Here is a 26,806-nt window from a genome sequence, read left to right as displayed (position 1 = left end):
ACAGTGCGTGGGACGGTGCGTGGGCGGAGGAGGGGCGACCCGGAAGCGGTCCCGGCCGGGAGCCGGGCACGGTCGGCACGTCAGGGCGAGAGCCCCAACTCATCCATGACCATGGCCACACTGATGGCGCTGAGGCGGAAGTCCCACTTGTCGACGCCCCCTCGACCGGTGGGTGCGTCGAGGCAGCCGGGGGCGAGGACACCGCTGGCCTCCACTAGCCCGTGCCAGTCCTGCCAGGTCCGTTCGCCCGTGACCGAGCGCAGATCGTACGCGGTGAAGCCGTGCTTGCCCCGGCGGAGGACGGACTGCGGCACGATCCCGTCGTAGGCCGACTTCAGGCACGCCTTCCCCTCGAAGTCGACGACCTTCGCCTCATCCGCAACCCTCTGGGCGAGGGAGACGACCGAGTTGCCGAGGAACGGATAGCGGCCTTCGACGGAGCTGCCCATCAGCATCGAGTCCCCGTGGTCACCGAGCAGGTGGCCCGACATCTGCACGTACACGTCGGCGATGGAGCGCAGTTGCATCGCCGAGAGCGACTTCGCTTCGGCGTCCGTGAAGGGGATCAGCCGCGTTCGCCAGAACTCGTCGCCGGAGACGCCCTCCAGGAGAGCGGGGGCGAGGTAGGTCCGTCGGCGTTCGTGCACCCTGGGCCAGTCGACCTCCCAGCCGAAGTCCGCCCTCCCCCAGGCCCGTTCGTTCTCGGGACGGGACCCTCGGGTCGAACGGGGCACGCTGTCGAAGGCGTAGGAGTCGTAGCCGAAGAACAGCTCGTCCGCGCCCTCCCCGGACACGACGCCCTTGATCCCCGCGGCACGCACGCTGTCGGCCAGCATCATGGCAGCCACGTTGTAGGTCTCGCGCTGGGGGTAGCAGCAGTGCCGGACCATCTCCTCGAACCGTGCGGCGACGTCCGACCGAAGGCACCGGATCTGCTCGTGCTTGCTCCCCACGAGCTGGGACACCTCTCGCTGGAAGCGCCCTTCGTCCAGACCCGGATCGTCGAAGACCACGGAGAAGGTGTGGAGCGGCTGGTCGACGAGGTCGGAAGCCTCCATCACGATGGCGCTGGAGTCGAACCCGCCGCTCAGATAGGCGCCGATCTCCACGTCGGCGTGCAGCCGGTCGCGGATCGAACGCCTGAGCCCCTCGCGGAGCTCCTCCGCAGGGACCGGTTCCGCGGTGGACTCGAACTCGCCGTAGCGCCAGTACCGCAGGACCTTCTCGGGGCCGTTCGCGTCGAACCTGACGGCACAGCCGGGGGGAACGGCACGGACCTCCCTCACGAGCGTGCGGGGAGCGACGATGTTGCCCAGCGAGAAGTACTGGTCGATCGCGCCGAGGTCCACGCTCCAGGACCGGTCGACGGACCGTACCAGGGGTTTGATCTCCGAACAGAAGTGCGTGTCGGAGCCCGTCCGCGTGTAGAACATCGGACACACGCCGAACCGGTCCCTCGCCAGGTACAGGGCGTTCTCGGACCGGTCGAAGATCGCGGTGGCGAACTGGCCGTCCACCATCCGGAGTCCGTCGATCCCGAACCGCGCGACCAGCTCCGGGATGACGGCGACGTCGACCTCGTTACCCCGCCGCCGGGAACCGGACTTGTCCCACAGCTCGCGAGAGTTGAACACTTCGCCGTTGGTCATCGCCGCGTAGCGGCCGCTGCGGTCCTCCGCCGGCTGCCAGCCGTGTGCCAGGCCGGTGAATCCGAGACGGCCGAGCTTGACGGAGAGGGTCTCGGTGTTCAGCGAGTAGGTCTCGTCGGGCCCGCGGTGGGTGAGCCCGGCGTGCATGGCGGCGACGATCCGGCGATCGCCCCCGCCGTTCGGGGAGAAGGTCCCGCACACACCACACATCGTGGTCACACGCTCCGGTCACGTAGTTGTCCGACAAGGGCCTTCACGTTCGGCGCCCGCAGCACGTCCCGGACGCCGGCGTCCATCCAGCCGAGTTCTCTCAACTTGCTGACCAGGGCAACCGTGGAGGCCGAGTCGCCCCCGATGGCGAAGAAGTTGTCCTCCAGGGTTGCGTCGTCCATGCCCGTGAGCTGCCGGACCAGCCCGATGACGTGTTCCTCCGGCGTGGCCGACGCGGTCGGGGCGGGCGTGACGCGCCGGCCCGCCCGCAGGGCGTCGCGGTCGACCTTGCCGTTGCGGGTGTACGGGAGGGCGGTGACACGGTGGACGACCGACGGCACCTTGTAGGGGTCGAGGACGGATTCCAGGTGGGCGCGGATCTCGCGGGGCGTGACCGTGCCCTGGTAATAGCAGACCAGCGCGTCCTCGCCGGAGTCCGTCGACGACCCGTGGGACTCCGCGGTCACCACCGCCTCCTCGACCCCGGGCAGGCGGCAGGCGGCGCTCTCGACCTCCCCGGGGTCGAGACGGTACCCGCGGACCTTGAGCTGACGATCCAGACGTTCGACGAAGTACACGCGGCCGTCGCGGTGCTCGACGATGTCTCCGGTCCGGTAGACCCGGTTCGTGTCGCCGTCGAGGAAGCGCCGCAGGTCCTGGCCGGTCAGGTAGCCGATCGCGACGCTCTCACCGGTGATCACCAGTTCCCCGCGGATGCCCGCCGGGCCGACCGGGTCGTCCTCGTCACCGCCCGACAGGGGGATGACCTCGAACTCGCAGTCGCCGACCACCCCGCCCAGCGGCACGGAGTCGGCGCAGTCCTCGGGGTCGAGCGGCTCGCTGAGGAAGTTGCAGACGGTGGTCTCGGTGGTCCCGTAGGCGTTGTGGAAGGCGGCCGCCGAGGACCACTTCCGGACCACCGCCTGACGGCAGGCCCCGCCGCCGTTGACGACGTGCGCGAGGTTCATCGCACGCGTCGGCTCGGTCGCGGTGAGCGCGAACGGGGTGGTCTTCAGATGGGTGACGCGGAACTCCTCCAGGGTGCTCCGGAGCACCGCACCCGGGGCGAGCCGGTCCTCACCGACGACCACCAGGCACGCGCCCGAGGTCAGGGTCCACAGGATCTCCGTGATGCAGCCGTCGAAGGTCAGGCGGGCGAACTGGAGCGTGCGACTGGTGGGGCCGAGTTCCAGGACGCGTACGTGGTCCGCGATCACGCGGGCCAACGGGAGGGCGCGCACGAGCACGCACTTGGGCTGCCCCGTCGACCCCGAGGTGTGGATGGCGTAGCCGACGGAACCCCGGTACGGGGCGAGCACCTCGGGCGCCTGGGCGGGACGTTCCTCCGTGCCGTCACGCCACTCGGCCGGTGTCGGGACGAGCCGGGGCGGGCCGGAGCGGGCGGCTGCCTGGGCGATCACGTTGACGCCGAGGGAGGAGACCTTGGCCCTGTTGGACGCCGCGCTGTCGCGGGGGTCGAGGAACACGAACGGTCGTCCGGCCCGGAGCGCTCCGACCATGGCCACGATGGAGTGGGAGGTCCGGGTCGCCTCGATCCCGATGAACTCGGCCAGGACGGTGGAGGATTCGAGCCGCGCGACGAAGACGTCGACCTGCTCGCCGAACTCCTGGTAGCTGAGCACGCCGTCCACGGTCTCGATGGCAGGTGATCCGGGGTGCTTCCGGATCACGCTTCCGATCTCGTCCACCACTGATCTCTGTTGTGCGGTCACGTCTTCACTCCTTCACGCTGGGGCGCATCGGTGGAGTTCCCTGCTGGCGTCACTTCACGGTGTGGGACAGGACGCCGACGCCCTCGACGTGGGAGCTCACGGAGTCACCGGGGCTGATCACGGCCGCCCCCGGGGTGCCGGTGCAGATCACGGTTCCGGGCGCGAGGGTGCGGCCCGCGGTGAAGTACTCGACCAGGAAGCCGAGGTCGTACTTCATGTCGGAGACCGGGGCGGAGGCGATGACCTCGCCGTTGCGGACCGTTGAGACCCGGGTGGACCGGAGGGCCGCGTCGTCGAACTCGTCGAGGGACACCAGCTGCGGGCCCACGCTGCAGAACGTGTCGAAGCCCTTGGCCCAGGGGATGTGGCGGGGGTTCTCCCTGATGACGTCCTCGGCCGTCATGTCGAGGACGGCCGTGACGCCGGCAACGACCGAGCGCCATGCGTGGCGACGCACGTTCTTGCACGCGGTGCCGATGACCAGTCCGAGTTCGGCCTCGGCGGTGACCCGTCGGGACTGGCCGGGCAGTTCGATCACTTCGCCGTTGCCGATGAGGCAGCTGCGGGGACGCAGGTACGAACCGGGTCCGGAGGAGGGCTGCTGGGTGTTGAGGTCCTGCGAGTGGCCTCGGTAGTTGAGGCCCGCGCCCCAGATGTCACCGCTGTCCAGGACGGTCGCGGCCGCCTCCAGGCGGACGTCCGTCGGCGCCTCGGTGCCCGGGGCGTCGAGCGCCGCGGCGAGTTCCCCGCGCCGGGACGCGTCGAGGAGTTCGACCAGCGTCCCGGGGGTCGCGAAGCCCGACAGGCCGGAGAGCGGAACCCAGCCGTCACGGTGGCTCACGAAGGTCTGATGGCGGCCGTTGTCCGTTTCGAACCGTGCCAGTCGCACTGAGTTTCCTTTCGGTTGGCGGGGGGGTGCGGGTGCCTACACGGCCTGGGCCCGGAGGGCTATCTGCTCGGCGGCGGCCTGTATGTCGGTCTTGCCCGCGCTGCGCGGGGCCAGGTCGACTGCGGTCTGCATCAAGGAGGCCGGGTCGACGGCCAACTTGTCGCACAGTCGCTCGATGAGGGGGAAGAACCCGGAGTGCATCCCGATCACTCCGCCGAGCACCTGCATGTTCCGGTCCTCGGGAAGCGGCTCCAGGCTGGTGCGGCAGAAGTGCGCCAGCTTGGCCAGGGTCTTGTAGTCGAACCTGTCCTCACCGAGGGTGCTGAGGATCCCCGCGAGCGACTCGGTCTCGGCGTTGCCGGCGCCGCGCCCGATGCCGTCGAGGCAGCCGTCGGCGATCACGGCCCCGGCGTCGTAGGCGGCGATGCTGTTGGCGTTCGCCATGCCCAGGTTGTCGTGGCCGTGGAAACCGATGACGGGGAAGTGCTCCTTCACCACGGTCACGTAGCGCTGGACGTCGCTGGGCAGCATGGAACCGCACGAGTCCACGACGTACAGGCCGGCGATGGCCGGAGTGACGTCCTTGAGCAGCGCGGGCAGTTCCTCGGCGGGAGTGCTGCTGGTCTTCATCAGATTGAGGTAGACCTCACCGCAGATCTCGGTGGCTCGCTCGATGTAGTCCAGGTGGTCGGTCACCCGTTCGGGCTCCATGCCGATGCGGACGAAGGACATGCCCTCGTCGCAGAGCCCGGAGAGGGTGGAGAGCCGACTGAACTCGGGCTGGGCGAACATGCCCCACGGAGTCCTCGTCAGCTCGGACTGCGCCAGGGAGCACCAGCGCGTGAGGTCGATGTTGGAGGCCCTGATTCCGGAACGCTCCGCCTCGTACCCGAGACCGTGTCCGACCTCGACCTTCTGGATGGGGGTTTCGTTCAGCCGGGCGAGCAGCTCGCTCACGAACTTCTCGTCCAGCTGGAAGTCGACGGCGTAGGAGCCGTCACGCAACGTGGCGTCGAGGATCTCTGCCTTCTGCGCCTGAATCGGCGGAGCCTGTAATGCGTTCACGTCTATCCTCCGGAGCTCGGAAGGGTGGGGATGCGTGACCGTCAGGAGAGTTTTTGACGGTATCAGAAGCAAAAACGAAACCAAGGGGCGGTTTCTCGACTTTTGCGGACCCCAAACGGGTCGTGCGAATCCCGTTCAGGCGAAGGCAGGCAATCAGCCCGGGATACGCGAGGGGGCTACCTATAACACGAGGCTTTCTTCAACAAAGGGCAGCAAACATTCCACGGCTCCGCGCTCAGGACCCCACGGGCAGGAAGGGGGCCTTGCCGCCTCCCGGAGCCGCCCGCACATGATCTTGGGCCAGGACTACAGGGCACAAGGACGCCCGTCCCGCAGCAATGAAGGAAATCACCTTCAGCATTCGGCACAAGCCCTGGACACTAGAGCCGCATACCGAGACAACGAAAGACCCCGTCTCGACATGTGGACAACGCTGGCGAGAGAGGGCACCCAAATGGTGATTAATGACTCCAGAAAGAGCACTTTCCAGCCAAGCTGGCATCCAGGTTGACGAATTACTCACTCTCGCGTTGACATGGAATTCGGACACTTCCGGGATGATCTCGGCCGTCGGCGTGGAGCACTGACGAATCGCACGCCGCTCTTTTGTGCAACCGCCTTGCCCGCTCGGTCACATGGTGACGCAATCACGCCTCGGGTGCGTTTAGGAGCTCGTTTCTGGGTAGCAATGCCCGATCAGATCGAAGATCACATGCCCGTGGTGGGGAGAGCGGCACTTCACTGCTCACCGGCTGGCCGATGTGAAGCAGATAGGGTCCCTCACGAAAGGGGCACCTGATCGCTGGGCCTCCGCGTTTCAACGACGCGATCGAGGCTGCCCCATGTTCCCGTGCACGGCGGCGGGCCACGTTCTCCGAGGTCTGACGTCAATGCCGGATTCCTTCAGAGGAACGGTCCAGGAAGGATGCTGATGCGCACCGAGTTGCTGAAGAACCTGAGGGAAGCCCTGCCGGAGCACGACGTTCCGGCGGTGGAGGAGTGCGCCACCACGCTCTACGGCGCCCTGCCGCGGCCGGAGGAGATCGAGCGGAACACGGTCATGGTCGCGTACGGCGGCGGCAAGGACAGCGCCTACGCGGTCGCGTTCGTGCGGGCCGTCCACCTGGCCCTGGCCGAGCGGCACGGCGCGACCTTCAAGCTGCGCGTGGTGACCATGCGGCACGGGGGCATGCCGTACCAGGTGATGCTGAACATCGACCGCAGCTACCGGGCCCTGGGCCTCTACGACGACCCGGACGTCGAACTGCTGCTCCTGGAGGGCGACCGGGCGGTGCCCTTCGACCGGGACCGGAGCATGCCGCACCGGCTCATCGCCTTCAACCGGAGCGACATGCTCATGTCCGGCCATCGGACCTACGGCGACGGACGGGCCACCTTCTGCAACGCCTGCAACCTCAACGTGGCCAACTCCTTCGGCGTCGCGGCCGGCCACGACGGCGGCGTGGACCTCATCATCACCGGCGACTCCCCCCAGGAGCAGCGGGACTACGCGCTGTGGATCCGCCGGTTGGCACGGGGCGCGGGTCAGAAGCCCGCCGCCGGGAACAAGGGCTTCCAGGGCACCCTGGAGACCTTGGACGGGCTGGCCCAGGCGTACTTCACGGAGATCCACGGAACGGTCAACGCCGACAAGATCAAGGAGCGCGGCGTCACCTCGGAGGTGCCGACCGCTCTGGAGTTCTTCTCGATCTACGACTACACGAGTTACGCCTCGGGGGCCCACTGGCGGCTGCTGACGGACTTCCTCGGGTTCGTCTTCGACGAGATCGCGTTCAACTTCACCGAGTCCGACTGCGCGAACCCCGCGCTCATGGCCCACCTCCGCGGCTTGCGGACCGAGTACGCCTACGGGCGGACCTACCGCGAGGGCATCGCCCAGTACGTGGACTTCGCACTGGACCTGATGCGGCGGAAGCACTTCCCGGAGCACCTCGTCGAGGAGATGAGGATCCGATACGAGAGCGACGCCGGCGTCGAGTCCATGCGGAGCGCGGCGACCCGGTACGGCGAGGACGCCTTCGGGGTCGACACCACCCAGTTGGTCTGCATGGTCTACTCGCCCTTCGCGGGCGGCGCGGTGAACCTCCACGACTACCTCGCGGGCGAGCAGCCCGACCTGCTGGCGGACGAGGAGCGCATCCGTGCGCTGCTGGCGGGGAAGGAGGAGGGCGGCGCCCTGGCCGCCCGCCTGGAACGGATCAGCGGGTTGAGCGTCACCGACCTGCGGGCCCTCCACGACGGGCCCCTGTGGTCGCCGTTCGCGGAGAAGGCGACCCAGTCGGGGGTCCTCCCGCTGGTCATGGACAGCGACCCGCACAAGAAGATCATCAGTGCCAAGCGCAGCCCCGAGGGCGAAGAGGTCTTGGACAGGGTCGCGGGTCGTTAGCGGGCGCACCCGGGTGCCTGCCGCCCGTTCGACCCGGCGCCGGACCGACCCTCTCGGGTCGTCCCGGCCGCTGTCCGCGCCGGGTCGTTTTCCAGCGGCGAACCGATCGACCCGGACGGCCGCGGGATTTGGCCGTGGCCGGTCCCGACTCACCCGTCGGTCTCCGTGCCGTCACCGCGGGTAGGGTCAGGTGCCATGGGAAGCGACCTCGGAGAACACGCCGAGCGGACCGGCGAGAACGCATTACCCGACGTTCCGAATGGGCGTCGGTCCCTCAAGAGGAGAATGCCGCCATCGAACCGTTCGCGAGTGGTGCCCGGGCGGGACTTCCCGAACACGGACGACGTCCCGCGCGTGCCCGCGTTCCTCCCGCACCGTCACGCGTCCTGCGCGCCGTCGGAGGCGCGGAGGGCCGGTCGGCCGGGGCCCCGGCCGCGCACGGCGGTGGGGCACCGATGACGGCGGGGCCGTCCCGCCCGACGGGGGAATCCGCCGTCACGCCGTACCTGTACCTCCTCGTGACCATGGTCATGTTCGGTAGCGCCTTCGCCAGTTCGAAGGTGGTCGTCGGCGAGATGCCGCACGAGGTCGCCGCTGCACTGCGGTTCGGCGGCGGGGGCCTCCTGCTGATCGTCCTGGCCGTGGTGCTGCGGAGCCGCTCGCGTCCGATCGGACGCGAGGCTGCCGTCCGTGCCGGTCTGCTGGGCCTGCTGGGTGTCCTCGCCTACAACGTCTTCTTCTTCTGGGGACTCTCCCTGGCCCCCTCGCTCGACGGGAGCGTCATCGTCCCCGTGCTGAGCCCGATCCTCACCACGACGGCGTTGATCGTCCTGGGCCGGGAGAAGGCGTCCTGGACCCGGGTCACCGGGCTGACGGTCGGGCTCACGGGCGCCCTGCTCTTCCTCCCCGGCGTCGGAGGGGGCACGACGGACGCCGACCGGTTGGCCGGGGACCTCGTCTTCATGGCCGGGGCCGCCTGCTGGGCGTCCTACAGCGTCCTGTCGAAGTCGCTGCTCACGGGGGTGGACCCGTTGCGGGCGACGGCCTGGGGAACGGGGGTGGGCGGGCTGGGACTCGTCCTGCTGGCCCTCCCCGAGGTGGGCGAGGTGTCCTGGTCCGCGGTGTCCGGTGTCGCCTGGGCGAACGCCGTCTTCCTGGCCGTCGGTCCGACCGCGATCGCCTACCTGTTCTACTACCAGGGGCTGCGCAGGGTGAGTCCGTCCACCGCGACCACCATGATGTTCACGGTGCCGCTCTTCGGCTTCTTCTTCTCCACCGTCTTCCTCGGGGAGACGTTCACCGCCATGCAGTTCCTCGGGACGTTGATCATGCTGGGTGGCGCGCTCTTCGCGGTGTTCGGGGACCGTCTGGTCCGGCGCGCCTCTCCGTGACCCCCGTTTCCGGGAACGTTCGGGGACGGCCGTTGCCCAGCGCGAAATCCTTCACGGGACCGGTGCACGGCCGGCCGCCGCGAGTTCGTGGGATCCGCCGTGCGACGCAGAGGAACACCAACGAAAGGAGTCGTCATGGAATCGTCCGACCGGGAACACCGTTCGCCGGACTTCGCCGACCCACCCGGAACAGGGCCGTGCCCGTGTGCCGACGGACAACCGAGGGGCCCGCACAGCAGTGATCGTGAGGACGGCTGATGGACCTGGGCCTCGTCGGACGCACCGCCCTCGTCTGTTCGTCGACCGCAGGCATCGGGGAGGCGATCGCGCGCGCCCTGGCGGCCGAGGGGGCCGCCACGGTGGTCTGCGGTCGACGGGGCGACAGGGCGAAGGAGATCGCCGCCGCACTTCCCAGCAGCCTCGGCATCGAGGTGGACCTCCTCGCCGAGGACGGACCCGACGCCCTGTACGACGCCACGGTCGCGGCCTTCGGCCCCCCCGACGTCCTGGTGCTCAACGGTCCCGGGCCCGAGCCCGGACAGGCGACCGCCGTCGACGTCACCTCCGTGGACGCCGCGCTCGACGCCACCCTGCGCCCGCACGTGCGCCTGGTGTCACGGGCGCTGCCCGCGATGCGGGAGCGCGGCTGGGGACGGATTCTGGCGGTGGGTTCCAGCGGGATCGCGGCGCCCCTGCCGAACCTGGCGCTGTCGAACCTCGGCCGGGCGGCACTGGCCGGATACCTCAAGACGCTTGCCGCCGAGGTCGCCGCGGACGGAGTGACCGTCAACCTCCTCCTGCCGGGACGGATCGACACCGACCGGACCGCGGCCGTCGACGCCGCGAACGCCCGACGCTCCGGCCGCACCCCCGCGGAGGTGGCGCGCGCGTCGGCCGCTGCCATCCCCGTCGGCAGGTACGGCACCACGGAGGAGTTCGCCGCGGTGGCCGCGTTCCTGTGCGGCGCACCGGCCTCCTACGTCACGGGGACGGCCGTGCGGTGCGACGGCGGTCTGCTGCGTGACCTGTAGTCCTGCGGCGCACGCGCCACCGCGCCGCCCGTGAACACCGTGTCATCCGACGGCATCGACATCGATGGAGGATCAGCATGGCCGCCACGCACGAGGAAATCACCGCCGGTCTCGCCGAGATCGTGAACGAGATCGCCGGCGTCCCGATCGAGGAGGTCAGGTGGGAGAGGTCGTTCACCGACGACCTGGACGTCGACTCGCTGTCCATGGTCGAGGTCGTCGTCGCCGCCGAGGAGCGCTTCGACGTCACGATCCCGGACGACGAGGTCAAGCGCCTCCGGACCGTCGGCGATGCGGCCGGCTACATCCTCCGGCGCCAGGACTGACCCTGCGGCCGCGACCGCGTGACACGAGGGCGTGGCGGCTCGCCTCACGCCCGTTCGGAGGCGGCTTCCTGTCTAGACTGACGACGTCAACTGGACACGCAGTCCGGCTCGTTGACGCTCCGCAAACAGGGTTCCGCGCACGAGGGGTTCGTCTCCGTCGCGGGTGTCCGTTCCTCCATCGTGCGGCTGTCAGCACGCACGACCGACCACTCTGGAGAGACGTGTGGACCACGTCGTACTGTCCCTTTCCGACCACCAACCGCCGTCCGCCGCGCTGCGTTGCCGTAGCCACGCCGCGTTCGTCAGCCGCCTGGCCTTCGCCGAGGGCCGTCGGTCCGTGGTCCGCCACGGCAACGACGACGCGACGGGGGCGTTGACGGAACTCGCCGCCTCGGCGGCGGTGACCGGAGGGGGCGAGCCGCCCGCTGCTGGTGAGATCCGGTACGTGCCCACGGGCGCGGCCCGGGAGCGGGTCGGAACGGCCCAGGACGGTGCGTGGCCCCAGTCCGTGGCCTCGCGTCAGAGCAAGGCGCTCCGCCGGACGTCCGGTGTCCTGTTCTCCTTCCCGCCCGAGGACCCGGCGACGACGGAGGTCGCGCTGGAGGTGTTCACCACCGACTGGTCACCGAGCCCCGCGGCGTGCGCGGTCGCGGTGCACCCTGGCCATCCGCTCAGTTCCGGCCTGGCCGCCGGGCGCGGAGCGGCCTTCACCGGGCGGTACTGCCGTCATCCCCTCACCGGAGACCTGCTCCCGATCTGGACCGCGGCCTGGGTCAAACCGGAGTTCGGCACCGGAGCTGTCCTCGTCAACCCGGGCCACGACGCCGCCGACCTCGCGTTCGGCCGGGAGGTGGGGCTGCCCGTGCGCTTCGCGCTGGCACCGTCCGGGCACGAGGACGGCCCGGGGAACTGGCTGACGCCCCCGCTCGTGAAGACGGGGCACGCCGTCCGCACCGGGCGCACCGACGGGCTCGACCACGCGGCGGCCCAGTCGGAGTACTTCCGGATCCTCTCGGAACGCGGGCTGGCCCGGATGCACACGGACGTCGGAGCCGGCTCCTTCCCCGTGGCGGCCTTCGATGCGGACGGTCCGGACAAGGTCCACTGGAACCAAGAGCGGAACACGATCGGGACACCAGGTCGGGACGACAGCACCCCCGTACGGGTGACGCCCGCCGGAGTGCTCGCCGCGCTCGACCCGGCGGTACGCCGATCCGAGTTGGTCGTCGTGGCCCCGTCGTCAGCGATCGAGTCCGACCTGCTGGCGCTGAGGTTGCTGCTCGCCGAGCCGGACCTGGGGCCCGCGCCGGAGCGCGCTCCCGACGTCCTGCTCACCGGCACGGTCACGGGACAGACCGACGGCGTCGAGGCGGACGTCCTGGAGGTGACCGTGCTGACGGCCGCCGCGGCCCAGGAGACCCTGTCCGTCAAGCCCCAGCAACTCGACACGGCCCGGCGCTTCCTGGCCGCGCACGCCGCCCTCGTGGGGACGGCGGGCGCCCCGGAGGGGGACGCCGACCCCGCCCTCGTGAAGGCGGCCGCGCAGGTGCGGACCCTACTGGTGCGCAGGGACGTCAAGCAGGCGTTCACCCATCTGTACCGGCTCCAGAAGACCCTGACGAAGGGCGACGCGCCCACCAGCGGCTCCCTCGCCGTCTACGAGGCGCTCGCGTGGGTCGCCCTCGGGTTGTCCGGCACACACTCCGGGGACCGGGCGAACGCCGTCTGGCAGGGCATCTGAGGGCTTCCCTCCCGGTTTGACGGCCCAGGCCCGGGCCGGTCGGTGAGCGTCCCGCTCCCGCAGCGGGCCGACGGGGTACGGACGGAGCGGTCCGCCGCACCCCGCCGGCCGGCGGGTTCAGTTCGTCCTGCGGCGACCGCGGCCGAAGAACAGGGCGCCCGCGGCGAAGACGCCGGCGGCGGCCGCCCAGACCGCGGCGCCGGCCGACGGGGAGTCGGCGGACCTCGCTTCGGCGGAGACGGGCGCGGGCGCCTGCTCGTCGCCGCCGTGGCCCGCGTGGCTGACGGTGGAGCGGGAGGCGCCCGCCTCGATCCTCGCTTCGGTCGGCGCCTTGGCGGCGGCCCCGGCCGACCCGCCGAAGACGACGTCCGAGCAGCCGTAGAACGCCTCGGGGCTGTCGTGGCGCTGCCAGACCTTGTAGACGATGTGGCGGCCGGTGCGGGCGGGGAGCGCGCCGGTGAACCGGTAGTAGCCGTTGTCGCTGGCGCGCGGGGTGGAGTAGGTGCCCACCGGGGTCGGGTCCAGGTCCGACCACTTCAGCGGCTTCGTGGGGTCGAAGCCCTGCTTGGTGATGTACATCGTCATCGTGCCCAGGTGGGCGGCGGTGATCCGCACGTTGAAGTCGTAGGCGCCCGGGGCCACCGCGGTGGCGGGCCAGTCGGTGCGGGCCCAGTCCAGGGCGCGGTACTTGGTGCGGTTGGCCGAGCAGAGCTTGCCGTCCGGGATGATCTGCTGGTGCTTGCCGTTGGCGTTGGCGATGTTCACCTCGTTCCAGTCGTACAGCGGCTGGGAGCCCGAGTCGGCGACGAGGTCCTTGCAGACCTGGGAGCGGGTGGTCTCCGGGCCTTCGGCGTAACAGGCGCTGACCCGGCTGACCGGGCCGAAGACGGATCCGTGCGCGCTCGCCGGCGAGGGGGTCAGGGGAACGAGCGTCGCGACGGAGGCGACCACGGAGGCCGCGGCGAGACGGCGTCGGGTGACAGGCATGGTGACTCACTCTCGTACGTGTAGGGACGTCGGGAGGTTCTCGACAACACCGCCTCGGCCGTGGGGAGTTGAGGCGGGTGCTGGCACCAGAGGATCACATTGGTCCGTACCGGGCAAGGGCTTGGGTCGCCCGCTCCCGGCCTGGTCAACGGCCGGTCCCGGCCGCCGTGCGCCGGGCGCACGACTCGGGAACTTCGACGGGGCGCGGAACGACTACTGGTCTGTGGAAGGGGCTCCGGACGGAGGAGGGACGACGTGCGGTGGGCCTCGCCGAGCGGCGCGGAGTCACGGAGCGCCCGGCCGCGGTCGCCCTCCGTGCGCCTTGGACGCCGGCACGCGCACGGCGTCATTGCGCCTCCCGGTTCCGGGGCGTGCGACGGGGGACCCGCCGGCGACGGAGCGCCCCCGAAGGCGACGTGCGTCCGCCGGTCACCGGCGCGGCCGGGAGCGGTGATCCAGGACCGGGTCCGCGGGGCGCTGGGGAAGCTTGCCGCCACGGGCCGGATCGTCCGGCTCGGCGACGCGTACGACGTCCCCGACCGTGAGCTGGCCTGCGCCCGCACACCGACCGCTTCGCTGGCCCGCGAGGTCGCGCAGGTCCCGGCGGTCGAGCGGAGATTCGTCATCCGACGGATGGTCGAGGAGAGCCCCGGCGTCGATCGGGACGGCCTGCTGCGGGAGGTGGCCCGCTTCTTCGGGTGGGCGCGGCTGGGCTCCGCGATCAGGGACGCGCTGACCGGGGACGTCGACGAACTCCTGGCGGAGGGCGCGGTCCGGGGGACGGGCGGCGGTCTGGCGCCCGCGGACGGCGCCTGAGGGACGCGGACCGGGGGTCGGCGCGCCCGTGGCGCACCGACCCCCGGGACCTTCGGCATCCCCCAAGTCCCCCGCCGACGTGATGGGATGGCCTCCCCCCACGGGAGCCGCAGGGGGCCTCTTCGGCGTCCTCCGTGGGACCGACACGCTCCCCATCCGTTCGTCCCCGAGGAGTCGGCAGGCCATGTCCCCCCAAGAGCGCACCCCCGCACCGCGGTTCAGTGTCATCGTCCCGGTCTTCAAGGTGCAGGGATACCTGCGGGAGTGTCTGGACTCCCTCCTCGCCCAGGACTTCACCGACTTCGAGGTCATCGCCGTCGACGACTGCTCACCGGACCGCAGTGCGGACGTCCTCGCCGAGTTCGCCGCCCGCGACCCGCGCGTGGTGGTGGTGCGGCACGACACCAACGGCGGGATAGGCAGGGCCCGCAACACCGGTGTGGCGCGGGCCAGCGGCGACTACCTGTTCTTCCTGGACAGCGACGACACGATCACCGCCGGCACCCTGCGTGCCGTGCACGACCGGCTGGCCCTGACCGAGGACCCCGACGTCCTGATCGCCGACCACACCCGTACCTACTGGTGGGGCGAGACCAAGGCCAGCGCCACCGGAGAACTGCTCGCCCGGACCGGGACGGAGGTGTTCCGGCCCGCGGAACGCCCCGAGTTCCTGTCGATGTTCGCGGTGGTGTGGAACCGGGTGTACCGGCGGGACTTCTTCCTCGCCCACGACTTCGCCTTCACCGACGGCCTGTACGAGGACGCCCTCGTCGTCTACACCACGATGCTCACCGCCGAACGCGCAGTCTGCCTCGACCACGTCTGCGTCGAGTACCGCCAGCGTCGCGGCGGGAACTCGATGCAGACGCCGGGGCGCGAGCACTTCACGATATTCGAGCAGTACCAACGGCTCTTCGACTTCCTCGACACCCGCCCCGACCTGGACGGGCTGCGCCCGCTGCTGTTCGAGCGGATGGTGAGCCACTTCCTGCACACCTTCGCCCGGGAGAGCCGGGTGCGCGCCGAGGACCGGTCGGAGTTCTTCTACCGGGCGACCGTGCTCTACCGGCGCCACCTGCCGCCGGGCTTCGTCCCGCCGAGCGGGATCAAGGGCGCCAAGTTCCAGGCGGTCGAACGCGGTTCCTACGCCGCCTTCCAGGCCCTGAAGCTGGTCAACGGCACCCGCTTGCGCGGGGCGGACCGGTTGCGCCGGGCCAAGCGGAGCCTCGGCAGGCAGGCGTACGCCGGGTACTACCGGTTGCAGCTGAGCCGCCCGATCGAAGAGGACCTGGTGGTGTACTCGGCGTACTGGAACCGCACCCCGGCCTGCAACCCCCTCGCGGTGTACGAGAAGGCCAGGGAACTCGCCCCGCACCTGCGCGGGGTGTGGGTGGTGCGCGCCGCCGACGTGCGGAACCTGCCGCCCGGCATCGACCACGTGGTCCCCCACTCCCCCCGCTACTGGGAGGTGATGGCCCGCGCCAAGTACTTCGTCAACAACGTCAACTTCGCGGACCACGTCGTCAAGCGCCCCGGCCAGGTGCACGTGCAGACCCACCACGGGACCCCGCTCAAGCGCATGGGCATCGACCAGCAGCGCTACCCGGCCGCCGCCAAGGGCATGAACATGGAGAAGCTGCTGGCGCGCGCGGACCGCTGGGACTTCAGCGTCTCGTCCAACGGGCACTCCAGCGAGCAGTGGGACCGGGTCTACCCGTGCGCCTTCGCGTCGGTCGACGCCGGCTACCCCCGCAACGACGTGTACGTGACGGCGGACGCCCGCCGGGTGCTGGCCGCCCGGGAGCGCCTCGGCATCGCGCCCGGCCGCACCGCCGTGCTGTACGCGCCGACCGCCCGCGACTACCAGGTGGGGTACGTGCCGCGGCTCGACCTGGCGCGGGTGGCCCGGGAGCTGGGCCCGGACGTGGTGCTGCTGGTGCGCACCCACTACTTCTACGGCCGGGACCCGGGGCTGACGGAGCTCGCGGACCGTGGGGCGCTGATCGACGTCTCCCGTCACCCGAGCGTCGAGGAGCTGTGCCTCGCCTCGGACGCGTTGATCACCGACTACTCGTCGATCATGTTCGACTACGCGGTGCTGGACCGGCCGATCGTCACCTTCGCCGACGACTGGGAGGTGTACGTACGCTCCCGGGGGGTCACCTTCGACCTGCTGTCGGGCGAGCCGGGCGACACCCCCGGCGCCGTGGCGACCACCGAGGAGGAGCTGATCGCGACGTTCCGTGACGGCCGGTGGGACGACGAACGCGCCACCGCGCTGCGGGCCGCCTTCCGGGAGCGGTTCTGCCCGTGGGACGACGGCCGGGCCGCGGAGCGGGTGGTCCGGCGCACCCTCCTCGGCCAGGAGGCCTTGCCGGCGGTGCTGCCGCCCTCGGCCCGCGGTGTCGCGCCGTCGCCGCGCAAGGCGGCCGCCGAGCAGGGGCTGTCCGGGGTCTGACCCCGTGGGGCGGGGCCGGGGGCGCGCTCGGCGCCCCCGGCCCCGCTCCCGGTCAGGACTTCGGTGCGGTCGGGCCCGGTTCCTCGGCGCCCTGGGAGACCGGGGCCTCCTTGAAGTCGACCCGGCCCATGTGCTTGTTCATGGACTTCATCAGCCCCCAGACGGCGAGTGCCATCACCGCGAAGACGATGAACCCCAGCACTCCGGGGGTGACCTTGTTCTTGTCGACCTCGGCCGCCAACGGGACGAGGCCCGAGACCAGCTGGCCCGCGCTTGCGCTCACACTCATGTCAGGCATTGTCGCGGATGCCCGCGAAGAGGTCGTCCTCGGGGAGGGAGGTGTCGACGAGCGACTTCGCCAGCTCGTACTCCTCGGTCGGCCAGACCTCCTTCTGGAGGTCCATCGGGACCCGGAACCAGCCGCCGTCCGGGTCGATCTGGGTGGCGTGCGCGATCAGCGCCTTGTCCCGGATCTCGAAGAAGTCGGCGCAGGGCACGTGCGTGGTCAGGGTGCGCTCGACCCGCTCGAACTCGTCCCACCGCTTCAGCCAGTCCCCGTAGGGGGACTCCAGCCCGCGCTCCAGCAGGGCCTCGTGCAGCGCCTCGGTGCGGGGGCGGTTGAAGCCCTGGTTGTAGTAGAGCTTGCCCGGCTGGTGGACGGGGCCGAACTCGTCCTCCGGGAACGCCTCCGCGTCGTTCGCGCCCTCGAAGGCGATCATGGTGATCTTGTGGGTCATGATGTGGTCGGGGTGCGGGTAGCCGCCGTTCTCGTCGTAGGTGGTGATCACCTGGGGACGGAAGGCCCGGATGCTGCGGACCAGCCGCCCGGCCGCCTCCGTCTCGTCCTCCAGCGCGAAGCAGCCCTCCGGCAGCGGCGGCAGCGGGTCGCCCTCCGGCAGCCCCGAGTCGACGAAGCCGAGCCACTCCTGCCGGATGCCGAGGATCTCCCGGGCCTCGTCCATCTCCTTCTTGCGCACCTCGTGGATGTTCTCCTCGATGTACGGGTCGCCCTGGAGCTTCGGGTTGAGGACGGAGCCGCGTTCGCCGCCCGTGCACGTCACGACGAGCACGTCCACCCCCTCCGACACGTACTTCGCCATGGTGGCCGCGCCCTTGGACGACTCGTCGTCCGGGTGGGCGTGCACGGCCATGAGTCGCAGCTGCTCAGTCAAGACTCGATCCTCGTCGAATACGGCGCCCGGATGAGGGGGCGCGATGGGCGGCTTCTATAGTGACCGAATCGGGGGACGAAAAATTCCGGGACCCGGTCCCGTCACCCCCGTCATCCCCGCAGGAGGGCGATCATGAGCGCGGTCCGTGAGCAGCTTCCGGAGGGCCGGTACGGCCGCTCCGCGGAGGAGCGCGTCGACCGCCGGCTCAAGCTCATCGGATCGGTGCTGGGGGTCGGGATGCTGGGCCTGGTCACCTGGATCGGCTACGGCTACATCTCCGGCCAGGAGGTGAGCGCCGAGATGATCAAGTTCAAGGTCGTCTCCGACAGTGCCGTGCAGGTGCACCTGGAGGTCCGCAAGGACGCCGAGGTCCGCGGGTACTGCACGGTCCGCTCCCAGTCCGAGGACGGCGCCGAGGTGGGCCGGGCCGACTTCCGCTTCGACCAGGCGGAGAGCCGGGTCGACGAGGTGATCACCCTGCGGACCACCGCCCGGGCGACGGCCGCCGAACTCGTGGGCTGCCAGTCGGACGGGTGACCCTCCCCGACCACGTGTGAACGCTGCGTGATCAAGTGCTGACCGCGGGTTTGTCGACCGTCGCGGGTGCGCATGCTTTATGAAGGGCCGCACGAGAATCACAAGCCACTGGCCTGCGCTGACGTAAGTCTGATGCATTATGTCCTCCCCCTTCGGCGCGCACGTTGTTAGGCTCGTGGTTTCGCCCACCGGGGAGCACATCCCGTCCCGGTAGGGCGTTGCTTTGTATTCCAGTACCGACGAGGAGCACCAGTGACCCAGACCAGTGAGAGCGTCACCTGGCTTACCCAGGAGGCGTACGACCGGCTCCAGGAGGAGCTGACCCGCCTGTCTGGTCCCGCCCGCATCGAGATCGCCAAGAAGATCGAGGCGGCGCGCGAGGAGGGGGACCTGCGCGAGAACGGCGGGTACCACGCGGCCAAGGAGGAGCAGGGCAAGCAGGAGCTCCGCATCCGCCAGCTCACCCAGCTGCTGGAGAACGCCAAGGTCGGCGAGATCCCGCCGGACGACGGCGTCGTGGAGCCGGGCATGGTCGTGACGATCGCCTTCGACGGTGACGAGGACGACACGCTCACGTTCCTGATGGCCTCCCGCGAGTACCCGTCCTCCGACATCGAGACCTACTCCCCGCAGTCCCCGCTGGGTACTGGTGTGAACGGCAAGAAGGTCGGCGACGAGGCCACCTACGAGCTGCCCAACGGCAAGTTCGCCTCCGTCAAGATCCTCGCCGCGAAGCCGTACTCCGGCTGACCGTCGGTACGGAAGCGGGCCCCGGGGCGCGTCCCCGGGGCCCGTTCTGCTCCGTCCGGCTCCCGCTCACGCCCCGAAGTCGTACTCCAACACGTACGCGGCGGAGTCCAGGACCATGTCGTTGACCTCGACGGCCCGCCCCCCGGCGGTGTACGCGGTGCGCCGGATCAGGATCACGGGCGTTCCGGCACCGAGGGCCAGCCGCTCGGACTCCTCCCTGGTGGGCATCCGGGAGCGCACCTCCTCGCGGAACCGGGTGGGTTCCACGCCCAGTTCGGCGAGGCGGGCGTAGATCCCGCCGGGCCCGCTGTCCGGGCGGGTGACGGCAGTGCCGCGCACCAGCTCCGCCGGCAGCCGGGAGGTGGCGAGCAGTACGGGCTTGCCGTCCAGGAGGTAGCGGCGGGACCGCACGCAGACCGGCGCCCCGGCGGGGAGGTCCAGCACCCGGGCGGTGTCGCCGGGCGCGGGCTCCTCGGTGACCGTGACGCCGTCGACGGCCACCTCCCAGCCCCCGGCGTCCGTCTCCCACACGGACCGACCGCCCGTCCAGCCCTCCCGCGCCAACCGGGCGATGCCACGGCGGCGCAGCTCCGTTCCGGACGTCACGGCATGTCGACTTCCGCCGTGAGCGCGCGACCGCTGCCGAGGAAGTCCGTCGCGTACTCGGTCACCTCGCCGTGCTGGTCCCAGTAGTGGTTCGTCCAGGTCAGCACGGGCGTCCCGGCCGGAGCCCCCAGCGCCTCGGCCGGTTCCGTCGGCACCGGACGCACCGCGAGGGCGTCCCGTCGTCGGACGGCGCGCCGTCCGGTGCGCTCCTCGACCAGCCCGAAGGTCATGGTCGGCAGCGGCTCCGGAGCGAGGAGTTCCGGGGCGCTGCGTGCCAGCTCGCCGGGTAGCCAGGAGATGGACACGGCCACCACGCCCTCGTCGTCGACGTACCTTCGCCACCGTTTGACGACCGGCGCACCGGGCTCGACGCCCAACGCGGCGGCGACCTCGTCCGGCGCGGGTTCGAGTCCGGCGCCGAGGAGTTCCACCCGTTCGCCGGGACGCAGACCGGTGGCCCCGGCGCGCAGCAGGCGCAGCCGGTCGGGGCCGGTGGTCTGCCTGCGCCCGAGATCGACGAAGGTGCCCTGGGTCGAAGACCTCACATAGCCCTCGGCCTGCAACTGCTTGATGGCCTTCGCCGCCGTCGCCGTGGCGACACCCCATTCCCCGGAGATGTCCGCGATCGAAGGCAGCTTGGCGTCCTGCGCCAGTTCCCCGTCGACGATCTTCTGCCGGAAGTGGTTCGCGATCTGTATGAACGGCGGCAGCTCTCGCTGGACCCGCGGTGCCATGACGCCTCCCGAGTTCGCGTACTAGCTCGCTACCGAGCGTACCCGACCCATTACTTGACAGACATAAGCTAGCACACGAATAGTTAACGCGAGCTAGCACGCGTCTGCTGCAAGGAGACACCCATGCCGGGAGCCCAAGCCCGCCCGCTTCCCCTCGTCCCCTACATCACCGCCTGGAGTTCCGAACGGACCGTGCGGCCACCCGTCATCACGCAGGGTGCAGGCATCGGCTATGCGGACGAGACACCGTTCGACCGGGACGCGGACGGCGTCCTGTGGTCGCGCGAGGGCGTGAGCCCGGGGAAGGGGCGGCCCGACTTCGGACGGGTCCACCTGCTGCGCCAGCGGCGGGCCATGCGCCGGTTGCTGTGCCAGGTGTGCGGAGGCGCGGCCGACCGGAACGAGCACGGTGTCCTGTGGCTCGTCGGGGAGGACGACATCGAGGACATGACCACCACGCACCCGCCGGTCTGTGCCCCTTGCGCCGCCCAGGCGGTGCGTCTGTGCCCGTACCTGCGCCGGGGGCACCTTCTGTTGCGTGTACAAGCGTGTGTCCCGGTGGGCGTGCACGGGGTGGTGTACCGCCCGGGAGTCCCTTTCCCCCAGGTGGACCGGGACGGCGGAGTCACCTACGACGATCCCCTCATCCGCTGGACCCGCGCCGCGCAGCTCATCGTGCGGCTGGAGGGGTGCCGGCTCGTGGGGCCGTCGGACGTGACCGTGCCCGCCGCCCGGCGGTGAGCCGGGCGGCGGGCACGGAGCCGCGGAGGGTGCTCAGCCCGCGGCGTTGCGGTACTTGCGGACGGCCAGGGTGCGGAAGACCACGATGATCAGCAGGGACCAGAGCAGCGAGGCCCAGGCGGGGTGCTGCATGGGCCAGGCCGTGGAGTCGACCACGCCGGGGTTGCCGAAGAGTTCGCGGCACGCCTGCACGGTCGCGCTGAACGGGTTCCAGTCGGCGATGTGCTGGAGCCACGGGGTCATCTGGGAGCTGTCCACGAACGCCGTGGAGACGAAGGTGACCGGGAAGAGCCAGATGAGCCCGCCGGAGGTGGCCGCCTCCGGGCTGCGGACGGACAGGCCGATGGTGGCGCCGATCCAGGTGAACGCGTACCCGAGCAGGAGCAGCAGGCCGAAGCCGGCGAGGACCTCGGGGACGCTGGTGTGGGTGCGCCAGCCGATGAGCAGGGCGACGATCGCCAGGACGAACAGCGTCAGGGCGGTCTGCACCAGGTCGGCGAGGGTGCGCCCGGTGAGGACCGCGCCGTGGGCCATCGGCAGGGACCGGAAGCGGTCGACGAGGCCCTTGTGCATGTCGTCGGCGATGCCGGCGCCCGAGCCGGCGGTGGCGAAGGTGACGGCCTGGGCGAAGATGCCGGCCATCAGGAACTCGCGGTAGTCGCCGGGGTCCGTGGAGCCGCCGATGTTCATGGAGCCGCCGAACACGTACGAGAACAGCACCACGAACATGATCGGTTGTAGCAGGCCGAAGATGACCATCTCCGGGATGCGGGTCATCCGGATCAGGTTGCGGCGGGCGATGACCAGGGAGTCCCGGACGGACTGGGTGATGCCGCCGGGCCCCTTCGGTGCGGCGGTCCTGACCGGCTCGGTCGCGGCGCTCACTGCTGTGCCTCCTCGTCGTGCCGGGCGGTGGTCTTCCCGGTCCGCTCCGCCTTCTCGGTCCCGCCGGGGGCGGTGTCGTCCTCGCCGTTCCCGGCCGCCTCGGCGCGGTGGCCGGTCAGCGAGAGGAACACGTCGTCGAGGGTGGGGCGGCGCAGTCCGATGTCGTCGATCTCCACGCCGCGGACGTCGAGTTCCCGGATCACCTCGGCCAGCAGCTTGGCGCCGCCCGACACGGGCACGGTGAGCTTGCGGGTGTGCTGGTCGCTGGTGACCTCGCCGTGGCCGAGGGCGGCGAGCACCGCGGTGGCGTCGGCAATGCGGTCGCGCTCATGGATGACGACCTCCACCCGCTCGCCGCCGGTGCGGGCCTTGAGCTGGTCGGAGGTGCCGCGGGCGATGACCCGGCCGTGGTCGACGACGGCGATGTCGTGCGCGAGGTGGTCGGCCTCCTCCAGGTACTGGGTGGTGAGCAGGAGCGTCGTCCCGCCCGTCACGAGTTCCTGGATGACCTCCCACAGGGCCTGGCGGTTGCGGGGGTCGAGTCCGGTCGTGGGTTCGTCCATGAACATCACGGGCGGCGAGACGACGAGCGCGGCGGCGAGGTCGAGCCGGCGGCGCATGCCTCCGGAGTAGGTCTTCGCGGTGCGGTCGGCGGCGTCCGCGAGGCCGAAGCGGTCGAGCAGTTCGCCGGCGCGGGCCTTGGCGGCCTTGGCGCCGAGCTGGTAGAGCTGGCCGACCATCTGGAGGTTCTCGCGGCCGGTGAGGAGTTCGTCGACGGCGGCGAACTGGCCGGAGAGTCCTATCGACCGGCGGACGTCGTTGGGGTGCTTGAGGACGTCGACGCCCGCGACGACCGCACGGCCGCTGTCGGGGCGGAGCAGTGTCGTCAGGCAGCGGACGGTGGTGGTCTTCCCCGCGCCGTTCGGGCCGAGCAGGCCGAGGACGGTGCCTTCGGGGACGTCCAGGTCGACACCGTCCAGCGCCCTGACGTCGCCGAAGGTCTTCACCAGACCCTCGGCGTAGATGGCGCTTGGCATGTGGTCACTCCCAGTGTTCCGGTCGCCCCTCGCGGACGACGTCGTTCGTCGATGGGCGGCCTCGTGAAACCAAAAGCATAATTTGTTCGAGTTGCCCGTGTTCCTCCACTTGCGCCCGCTCTTCTCGCCGAGCTCGGAAAAGGAGGTGTGGCGCGGCGGCTCGCCCCCTACCCTGCGAGCCGGCACGCACGCGGTCGAAGGCACGCACCATAACGCGACGTATCGCGTTTCCTCAAGCGGATTTCCGTGCACCGCCGGCGCACTCCGGCGCGGGCCCGCGCACGTCGGCGGGGGCGGACCCGACCCCGGGCCCGCCCCCGCACGCACCCCGCTCAGCCGATGATCGTGTAACCCGCCGCGCGCAGCGCCGCGCGCACCTCCTCGCAGTGCTCGCCGCCCTTGGTCTCCAGGTGCAGCTCGACCTCCGCCTCGGTGAGCCCGAGCCGCGGGTCGGTGCGCACGTGGCTGACGTCCAGCACGTTCGCGTCCACCACGGAGAGCACGCCCAGCAGCGTGGCCAAGGCCCCCGGGCGGTCGGTCAGCCGCAGCCGGACCGCGAGGTACCGGCCCGCGGCGGCCATCCCGTGCCGCAGGATGCGCTGCAACAGCACCGGGTCCACATTGCCCCCGGACAGCACCGCCACCACCGGGCCCTCGAAGGCGGCCGGGTCCGCCAACAGGGCCGCCACCGGCGACGCGCCCGCCGGCTCCACCACCATCTTCGCCCGCTCCAGGCACAGCAGCAGCGCACTGGACAGCTCGTCCTCGGACACCGTCCGCACCTCGTCCACCAGCTCCGCGACGATCCGGAACGGCACCTCCCCCGGCCGCCCCACCTTGATCCCGTCGGCCATGGTGGCCAGCGGCGCGACCGACACCGGCCGGCCCGCCGCCAAGGAGGGCCCGTAGGCAGCCGCGCCCGCGGCCTGCACCCCGACGATCCGCACGTCCGGCCGCAGCGCCTTCACCGCCACCGCGACGCCCGCCGCGAGGCCGCCGCCGCCCATGCCCACGACGACGGTCCCCACCTCGGGGCACTGTTCGAGCACCTCCAGGCCGACCGTGCCCTGACCGGCGACCACATCGCGGTGGTCGAAGGGGTGGATGAACACCGCACCCGTGCGCCGGGCGTACTCCTCCGCAGCGGCCAGCGTCTCGTCGACGACCTGACCGTCCAGCCTCACCTCCGCGCCGTACTCGCGGGTCGCGGCGATCTTAGGGAGCGGTGCGCCCACCGGCATGAACACGGTCGAGCGGACCCCGAGCAGCGTGGACGCGTGCGCGACGCCCTGGGCGTGGTTCCCCGCGCTCGCGGTGACCACGCCCGCCGCGCGTTCCTCCGGCAACAGCCCGGCGATCCGCACGTAGGCGCCGCGGAGCTTGAACGAACCGGTGCGCTGGAGGTTCTCGCACTTGAGGTGGACCGGCGTCCCCACCAGCGACGACAGATGACGGCTGCCCTCTATCGGGGTCATCCGCACCACCCCGTGCAGCATCTTCCGCGCACCGCGCACATCGTCCAGCGTGACGGGCGGTTCCACCGGGAGAAACGAGTCAGTCGTGGGGTAGTTCATGGGCCAAGTCTCGCAGCTCACACCGGGCGCGACGCGGGGCGCGGCGGGTTTGTCCAGCGCCCGTACGGAGGCCCGTGGGGGCGCGTACTCTGTCCCCCAATTCTTCCCGCACGCATGAAGTGAGCCTTCGGCCATGCCCACAACACCAGAAATGTCGATGGACATGATGACCTCCGGCGACACCGGTCTTCTCGACGCCCTCCAGCACGAAGTGGCACTCTTCGCCCGCCGCGCGGAGCAGACCCGACTCGGCGGCGTCGGGCAGGTGCGCAACTCCATGGACCGCGCCGCGTACCTGCTGCTCAACCGCCTCGACAAGGAGGGACCGATGGGGGTCAAGGCCCTTGCCGCCAGCATGGGCATCGACTCCTCGACCGTGACGCGTCAGGTCGCCCCCCTCGTCGACACCGGACTCGTCAAACGCACCTCGCACCCGGAGGACGGCCGCGCGGTGGTCCTCCAACTGTCCCCGCGGGGGCAGGCCCGGCTCGGCGAGGTGCGGTCCTCCCGCCGGGAGTTGATGGCCCAGTTGACCGAGGACTGGGAACCCGCCGACCGTGAGCACTTCTGCACGCTGCTCACCCGTTTCAACACCGCGCTCTCCGCGCGGATGTCCGCACCGGCACCGACCGTCGAGACCGCCGCCGACGGGTCCTGAACCACCCCGCGGACGAGGACCGCGGACGGCAACCACCGTCCGTACGCCCCGGGTTCCCGCCACACGCCTCCGGAGCCGACGCCGACTGGACCCGGAGGTCCGAGGACGGAACCCGGGCACCGTCCGCCCTCCCCCTAGGGGAGCGCCGACCCGCCCGTCACGCCCGCACCTTCGCCCCCGACGGGGGGAACGGGCCGCCGCCCACCGGTGGGGCGGGCGGCGGGAGCCCGTCAGCCCAGCGCCTGCTGGAGGTCGGCGAGCAGGTCGTCCACGTTCTCGATGCCGACCGACAGCCGCACCAGGTCCGCGGGCACCTCCAGCGCCGAACCGGCCGCCGAGGCGTGCGTCATCCGGCCCGGGTGCTCGATCAGCGACTCCACCCCGCCCAGCGACTCGCCCAGGGTGAACAGCTTCGCCCGGTCGCAGACCGCGACGGCCGCCTCCTCGCCGCCCGCCACCCGGAACGACACCATGCCGCCGAACCGCTTCATCTGCTTGGCGGCGACCTCGTGGCCCGGGTGCCCGGGCAGCCCCGGGTACAGCACCTCGGTGACCCGCGGGTGCCGGGTCAGCGCCTCCGCGATCCGGCCGGCGTTGTCGCTGTGCCGGTCCATGCGCACGGCGAGGGTCTTGATGCCCCGCAGCACCAGCCACGAGTCGAAGGGCCCGGCGATCGCGCCCATGGCGTTCTGGTGGTAGGCCAACTCCTCGGCCAGCGTGGCGTCCCCGGTGACCAGGGCGCCGCCGACCACGTCGGAGTGGCCGCCCATGTACTTGGTCAGCGAGTGCACGACCACGTCGGCGCCCAGCGCCAGCGGCTGCTGGAGGTAGGGCGTGGCGAAGGTGTTGTCGACCACGAGCCGCACCCCCGCCTCCCGGGCCACCTCGGCGAGGGCCGGCACGTCGGTGATGCCGAGCAGCGGGTTGGAGGGGGTCTCCACCCAGATCGCCCGGGTCCTCGGGGTCAGCGCGGCCCGCACCGCCTGCGGGTCGGAGGTGTGCGCGACCGAGAACTCCACGCCCCAGCGCGCCGCGACCTTCGCGAAGAGCCGGAAGGTGCCGCCGTACGCGTCGTCCGGGATCACCACGTGGTCGCCCGGGGCCAGCAGGGTGCGCAGCAGGCAGTCCTCGGCGGCGAGCCCGGAGGCGAACGCGAGGCCGCGGACCCCGCCCTCCAGGGCCGCGAGGTTCTCCTCCAGCGCGGTGCGGGTCGGATTGGCGCTGCGGCTGTACTCGTAGCCGCCCCGCAGACCGCCCACCCCGTCCTGTTTGAACGTGGACACCTGGTGGATCGGGGGGACCACGGCGCCGGTCAGCGGGTCGGCGGTGTTGCCCGCGTGGATCGCGACGGTTTCGAAGGAGTGCGTCGGGTGCGAGTCGTTCATGGCACCGAGCGTAGTGCGACGGGG

Annotated in this window: 24 protein-coding genes; 11 read left to right on the top strand and 13 right to left on the bottom strand. The window is 70.9% G+C overall.

Going from position 1 to position 26,806, the window contains the following annotated elements; translation table 11 throughout:
- Positions 1 to 80: 80 nt before the first annotated feature.
- From asnB to ACSMX9_RS19380, 4 genes are read right to left on the bottom strand one after another with little or no spacing between them, the layout of a single operon-like run.
- Positions 81 to 1,859 (bottom strand): asparagine synthase (glutamine-hydrolyzing), encoded by a 1,779-nt coding sequence (gene asnB, locus ACSMX9_RS19395; RefSeq protein WP_445403034.1) that lies wholly within the window; start codon positions 1,857 to 1,859, stop codon positions 81 to 83.
- Positions 1,860 to 1,864: 5 nt separating this feature from the next.
- The gene (locus ACSMX9_RS19390; protein ID WP_445395543.1) at positions 1,865 to 3,592 is read right to left on the bottom strand and encodes a non-ribosomal peptide synthetase; all 1,728 of its coding nucleotides are present in this window, start codon (positions 3,590 to 3,592) and stop codon (positions 1,865 to 1,867) included.
- Between the two features lie 49 nt (positions 3,593 to 3,641).
- On the bottom strand, positions 3,642 to 4,481 hold the full coding sequence (locus ACSMX9_RS19385; RefSeq protein WP_445395541.1) for a fumarylacetoacetate hydrolase family protein: 840 nt from the start codon (positions 4,479 to 4,481) through the stop codon (positions 3,642 to 3,644).
- Positions 4,482 to 4,517: 36 nt separating this feature from the next.
- Positions 4,518 to 5,546, bottom strand: a complete 1,029-nt coding sequence (locus ACSMX9_RS19380) for a hypothetical protein (protein ID WP_445395539.1) — start codon at positions 5,544 to 5,546, stop codon at positions 4,518 to 4,520.
- Between the two features lie 925 nt (positions 5,547 to 6,471).
- Here ACSMX9_RS19380 and ACSMX9_RS19375 point away from each other — a divergent pair.
- The 5 genes from ACSMX9_RS19375 to ACSMX9_RS19355 all read left to right on the top strand — a co-directional run bounded on the left by ACSMX9_RS19375 (position 6,472) and on the right by ACSMX9_RS19355 (position 12,442).
- Positions 6,472 to 7,953 carry a PqqD family protein gene (locus tag ACSMX9_RS19375; RefSeq protein ID WP_445395537.1) on the top strand — a complete coding sequence of 494 codons (1,482 nt, stop codon included), beginning with the start codon at positions 6,472 to 6,474 and terminating at the stop codon, positions 7,951 to 7,953.
- 455 nt (positions 7,954 to 8,408) lie between these two features.
- Positions 8,409 to 9,344 carry a DMT family transporter gene (locus ACSMX9_RS19370; protein ID WP_445395536.1) on the top strand — a complete coding sequence of 312 codons (936 nt, stop codon included), beginning with the start codon at positions 8,409 to 8,411 and terminating at the stop codon, positions 9,342 to 9,344.
- A 257-nt stretch (positions 9,345 to 9,601) separates the two neighbouring features.
- Positions 9,602 to 10,375: an SDR family oxidoreductase gene (locus ACSMX9_RS19365; RefSeq protein ID WP_445395534.1), complete on the top strand. Its 774-nt coding sequence runs from the start codon at positions 9,602 to 9,604 to the stop codon at positions 10,373 to 10,375.
- Between the two features lie 77 nt (positions 10,376 to 10,452).
- Positions 10,453 to 10,701: an acyl carrier protein gene (locus tag ACSMX9_RS19360; protein ID WP_445395533.1), complete on the top strand. Its 249-nt coding sequence runs from the start codon at positions 10,453 to 10,455 to the stop codon at positions 10,699 to 10,701.
- A gap of 223 nt (positions 10,702 to 10,924) precedes the next feature.
- The gene (locus tag ACSMX9_RS19355) at positions 10,925 to 12,442 is read left to right on the top strand and encodes a hypothetical protein (protein WP_445395531.1); all 1,518 of its coding nucleotides are present in this window, start codon (positions 10,925 to 10,927) and stop codon (positions 12,440 to 12,442) included.
- Positions 12,443 to 12,559: 117 nt separating this feature from the next.
- On the opposite strand, the gene ACSMX9_RS19350 is transcribed toward ACSMX9_RS19355, so the two are convergent.
- The gene (locus tag ACSMX9_RS19350) at positions 12,560 to 13,429 is read right to left on the bottom strand and encodes a lytic polysaccharide monooxygenase auxiliary activity family 9 protein (protein ID WP_445395530.1); all 870 of its coding nucleotides are present in this window, start codon (positions 13,427 to 13,429) and stop codon (positions 12,560 to 12,562) included.
- Positions 13,430 to 13,879: 450 nt separating this feature from the next.
- On the opposite strand from ACSMX9_RS19350, the gene ACSMX9_RS19345 reads away from it, so the two are divergent.
- Both ACSMX9_RS19345 and ACSMX9_RS19340 read left to right on the top strand, forming a co-directional pair.
- On the top strand, positions 13,880 to 14,245 hold the full coding sequence (locus ACSMX9_RS19345; RefSeq protein ID WP_445395528.1) for a hypothetical protein: 366 nt from the start codon (positions 13,880 to 13,882) through the stop codon (positions 14,243 to 14,245).
- 184 nt (positions 14,246 to 14,429) lie between these two features.
- Positions 14,430 to 16,703, top strand: coding sequence for a bifunctional glycosyltransferase/CDP-glycerol:glycerophosphate glycerophosphotransferase (locus ACSMX9_RS19340; RefSeq protein ID WP_445395526.1), 2,274 nt, complete (start codon positions 14,430 to 14,432; stop codon positions 16,701 to 16,703).
- A 52-nt stretch (positions 16,704 to 16,755) separates the two neighbouring features.
- Here the strand turns inward: ACSMX9_RS19340 and ACSMX9_RS19335 are convergent, their stop codons facing one another.
- Positions 16,756 to 17,001 (bottom strand): hypothetical protein, encoded by a 246-nt coding sequence (locus ACSMX9_RS19335; RefSeq protein WP_445395524.1) that lies wholly within the window; start codon positions 16,999 to 17,001, stop codon positions 16,756 to 16,758.
- Positions 16,994 to 17,875, bottom strand: coding sequence for a mycothiol conjugate amidase Mca (gene mca / locus ACSMX9_RS19330; RefSeq protein ID WP_351240123.1), 882 nt, complete (start codon positions 17,873 to 17,875; stop codon positions 16,994 to 16,996). Before mca ends, ACSMX9_RS19335 begins: the two co-directional genes overlap by 8 nt.
- Before the next feature lie 132 nt (positions 17,876 to 18,007).
- On the opposite strand from mca, the gene ACSMX9_RS19325 reads away from it, so the two are divergent.
- Entirely contained in the window at positions 18,008 to 18,412 is a 405-nt protein-coding gene (locus tag ACSMX9_RS19325) for a DUF4307 domain-containing protein (RefSeq protein ID WP_351240125.1), read from the top strand.
- 252 nt (positions 18,413 to 18,664) lie between these two features.
- Entirely contained in the window at positions 18,665 to 19,162 is a 498-nt protein-coding gene (gene greA, locus ACSMX9_RS19320) for a transcription elongation factor GreA (RefSeq protein ID WP_351240127.1), read from the top strand.
- A 66-nt stretch (positions 19,163 to 19,228) separates the two neighbouring features.
- Here the strand turns inward: greA and ACSMX9_RS19315 are convergent, their stop codons facing one another.
- Together ACSMX9_RS19315 and ACSMX9_RS19310 are read right to left on the bottom strand one after the other, a co-directional pair.
- Positions 19,229 to 19,768: a GntR family transcriptional regulator gene (locus ACSMX9_RS19315; RefSeq protein ID WP_445395522.1), complete on the bottom strand. Its 540-nt coding sequence runs from the start codon at positions 19,766 to 19,768 to the stop codon at positions 19,229 to 19,231.
- Positions 19,765 to 20,502, bottom strand: a complete 738-nt coding sequence (locus tag ACSMX9_RS19310; protein WP_445395520.1) for a GntR family transcriptional regulator — start codon at positions 20,500 to 20,502, stop codon at positions 19,765 to 19,767. Before ACSMX9_RS19310 ends, ACSMX9_RS19315 begins: the two co-directional genes overlap by 4 nt.
- A gap of 123 nt (positions 20,503 to 20,625) precedes the next feature.
- Between ACSMX9_RS19310 and ACSMX9_RS19305 the strand changes: the two genes are divergently transcribed.
- The gene (locus ACSMX9_RS19305) at positions 20,626 to 21,243 is read left to right on the top strand and encodes a hypothetical protein (protein ID WP_445395518.1); all 618 of its coding nucleotides are present in this window, start codon (positions 20,626 to 20,628) and stop codon (positions 21,241 to 21,243) included.
- A gap of 33 nt (positions 21,244 to 21,276) precedes the next feature.
- Here ACSMX9_RS19305 and ACSMX9_RS19300 read toward each other — a convergent pair whose 3' ends face one another.
- From ACSMX9_RS19300 to ilvA, 3 genes are all read right to left on the bottom strand, one after another.
- Positions 21,277 to 22,128 carry an ABC transporter permease gene (locus ACSMX9_RS19300; RefSeq protein WP_445395516.1) on the bottom strand — a complete coding sequence of 284 codons (852 nt, stop codon included), beginning with the start codon at positions 22,126 to 22,128 and terminating at the stop codon, positions 21,277 to 21,279.
- On the bottom strand, positions 22,125 to 23,165 hold the full coding sequence (locus tag ACSMX9_RS19295) for an ATP-binding cassette domain-containing protein (protein ID WP_366117381.1): 1,041 nt from the start codon (positions 23,163 to 23,165) through the stop codon (positions 22,125 to 22,127). Before ACSMX9_RS19295 ends, ACSMX9_RS19300 begins: the two co-directional genes overlap by 4 nt.
- Before the next feature lie 332 nt (positions 23,166 to 23,497).
- A complete protein-coding gene (ilvA, locus tag ACSMX9_RS19290) occupies positions 23,498 to 24,739 on the bottom strand; it encodes a threonine ammonia-lyase (protein WP_445395514.1) in 1,242 nt (413 codons plus the stop codon).
- Positions 24,740 to 24,890: 151 nt separating this feature from the next.
- Between ilvA and ACSMX9_RS19285 the strand changes: the two genes are divergently transcribed.
- The gene (locus ACSMX9_RS19285) at positions 24,891 to 25,397 is read left to right on the top strand and encodes a MarR family winged helix-turn-helix transcriptional regulator (protein ID WP_351240325.1); all 507 of its coding nucleotides are present in this window, start codon (positions 24,891 to 24,893) and stop codon (positions 25,395 to 25,397) included.
- Positions 25,398 to 25,627: 230 nt separating this feature from the next.
- Here ACSMX9_RS19285 and ACSMX9_RS19280 read toward each other — a convergent pair whose 3' ends face one another.
- Positions 25,628 to 26,782: a cystathionine gamma-synthase gene (locus tag ACSMX9_RS19280; RefSeq protein ID WP_351240141.1), complete on the bottom strand. Its 1,155-nt coding sequence runs from the start codon at positions 26,780 to 26,782 to the stop codon at positions 25,628 to 25,630.
- Positions 26,783 to 26,806 lie beyond the last annotated feature (24 nt).

Source organism: Streptomyces sp. LE64 (assembly GCF_052606915.1).
The sequence above is the reverse complement of the archived record's forward strand: the minus strand, read 5'-3'. Positions and strand labels throughout refer to the sequence as shown.

What these genes read in the sequence shown, in the direction of transcription:
- asnB (WP_445403034.1), bottom strand. Translation starts at nt 1,859, where the DNA reads ATGTGTGGTGTGTGCGGGACCTTCTCCCCGAACGGCGGGGGCGATCGC.
- ACSMX9_RS19375 (WP_445395537.1), top strand. Translation starts at nt 6,472, where the DNA reads ATGCTGATGCGCACCGAGTTGCTGAAGAACCTGAGGGAAGCCCTGCCG.
- ACSMX9_RS19370 (WP_445395536.1), top strand. Translation starts at nt 8,409, where the DNA reads ATGACGGCGGGGCCGTCCCGCCCGACGGGGGAATCCGCCGTCACGCCG.
- ACSMX9_RS19365 (WP_445395534.1), top strand. Translation starts at nt 9,602, where the DNA reads ATGGACCTGGGCCTCGTCGGACGCACCGCCCTCGTCTGTTCGTCGACC.
- ACSMX9_RS19360 (WP_445395533.1), top strand. Translation starts at nt 10,453, where the DNA reads ATGGCCGCCACGCACGAGGAAATCACCGCCGGTCTCGCCGAGATCGTG.
- ACSMX9_RS19350 (WP_445395530.1), bottom strand. Translation starts at nt 13,429, where the DNA reads ATGCCTGTCACCCGACGCCGTCTCGCCGCGGCCTCCGTGGTCGCCTCC.
- ACSMX9_RS19340 (WP_445395526.1), top strand. Translation starts at nt 14,430, where the DNA reads ATGTCCCCCCAAGAGCGCACCCCCGCACCGCGGTTCAGTGTCATCGTC.
- ACSMX9_RS19335 (WP_445395524.1), bottom strand. Translation starts at nt 17,001, where the DNA reads ATGCCTGACATGAGTGTGAGCGCAAGCGCGGGCCAGCTGGTCTCGGGC.
- ACSMX9_RS19325 (WP_351240125.1), top strand. Translation starts at nt 18,008, where the DNA reads ATGAGCGCGGTCCGTGAGCAGCTTCCGGAGGGCCGGTACGGCCGCTCC.
- ACSMX9_RS19310 (WP_445395520.1), bottom strand. Translation starts at nt 20,502, where the DNA reads ATGGCACCGCGGGTCCAGCGAGAGCTGCCGCCGTTCATACAGATCGCG.
- ACSMX9_RS19305 (WP_445395518.1), top strand. Translation starts at nt 20,626, where the DNA reads ATGCCGGGAGCCCAAGCCCGCCCGCTTCCCCTCGTCCCCTACATCACC.
- ACSMX9_RS19295 (WP_366117381.1), bottom strand. Translation starts at nt 23,165, where the DNA reads ATGCCAAGCGCCATCTACGCCGAGGGTCTGGTGAAGACCTTCGGCGAC.
- ilvA (WP_445395514.1), bottom strand. Translation starts at nt 24,739, where the DNA reads ATGAACTACCCCACGACTGACTCGTTTCTCCCGGTGGAACCGCCCGTC.
- ACSMX9_RS19285 (WP_351240325.1), top strand. Translation starts at nt 24,891, where the DNA reads ATGTCGATGGACATGATGACCTCCGGCGACACCGGTCTTCTCGACGCC.
- ACSMX9_RS19280 (WP_351240141.1), bottom strand. Translation starts at nt 26,782, where the DNA reads ATGAACGACTCGCACCCGACGCACTCCTTCGAAACCGTCGCGATCCAC.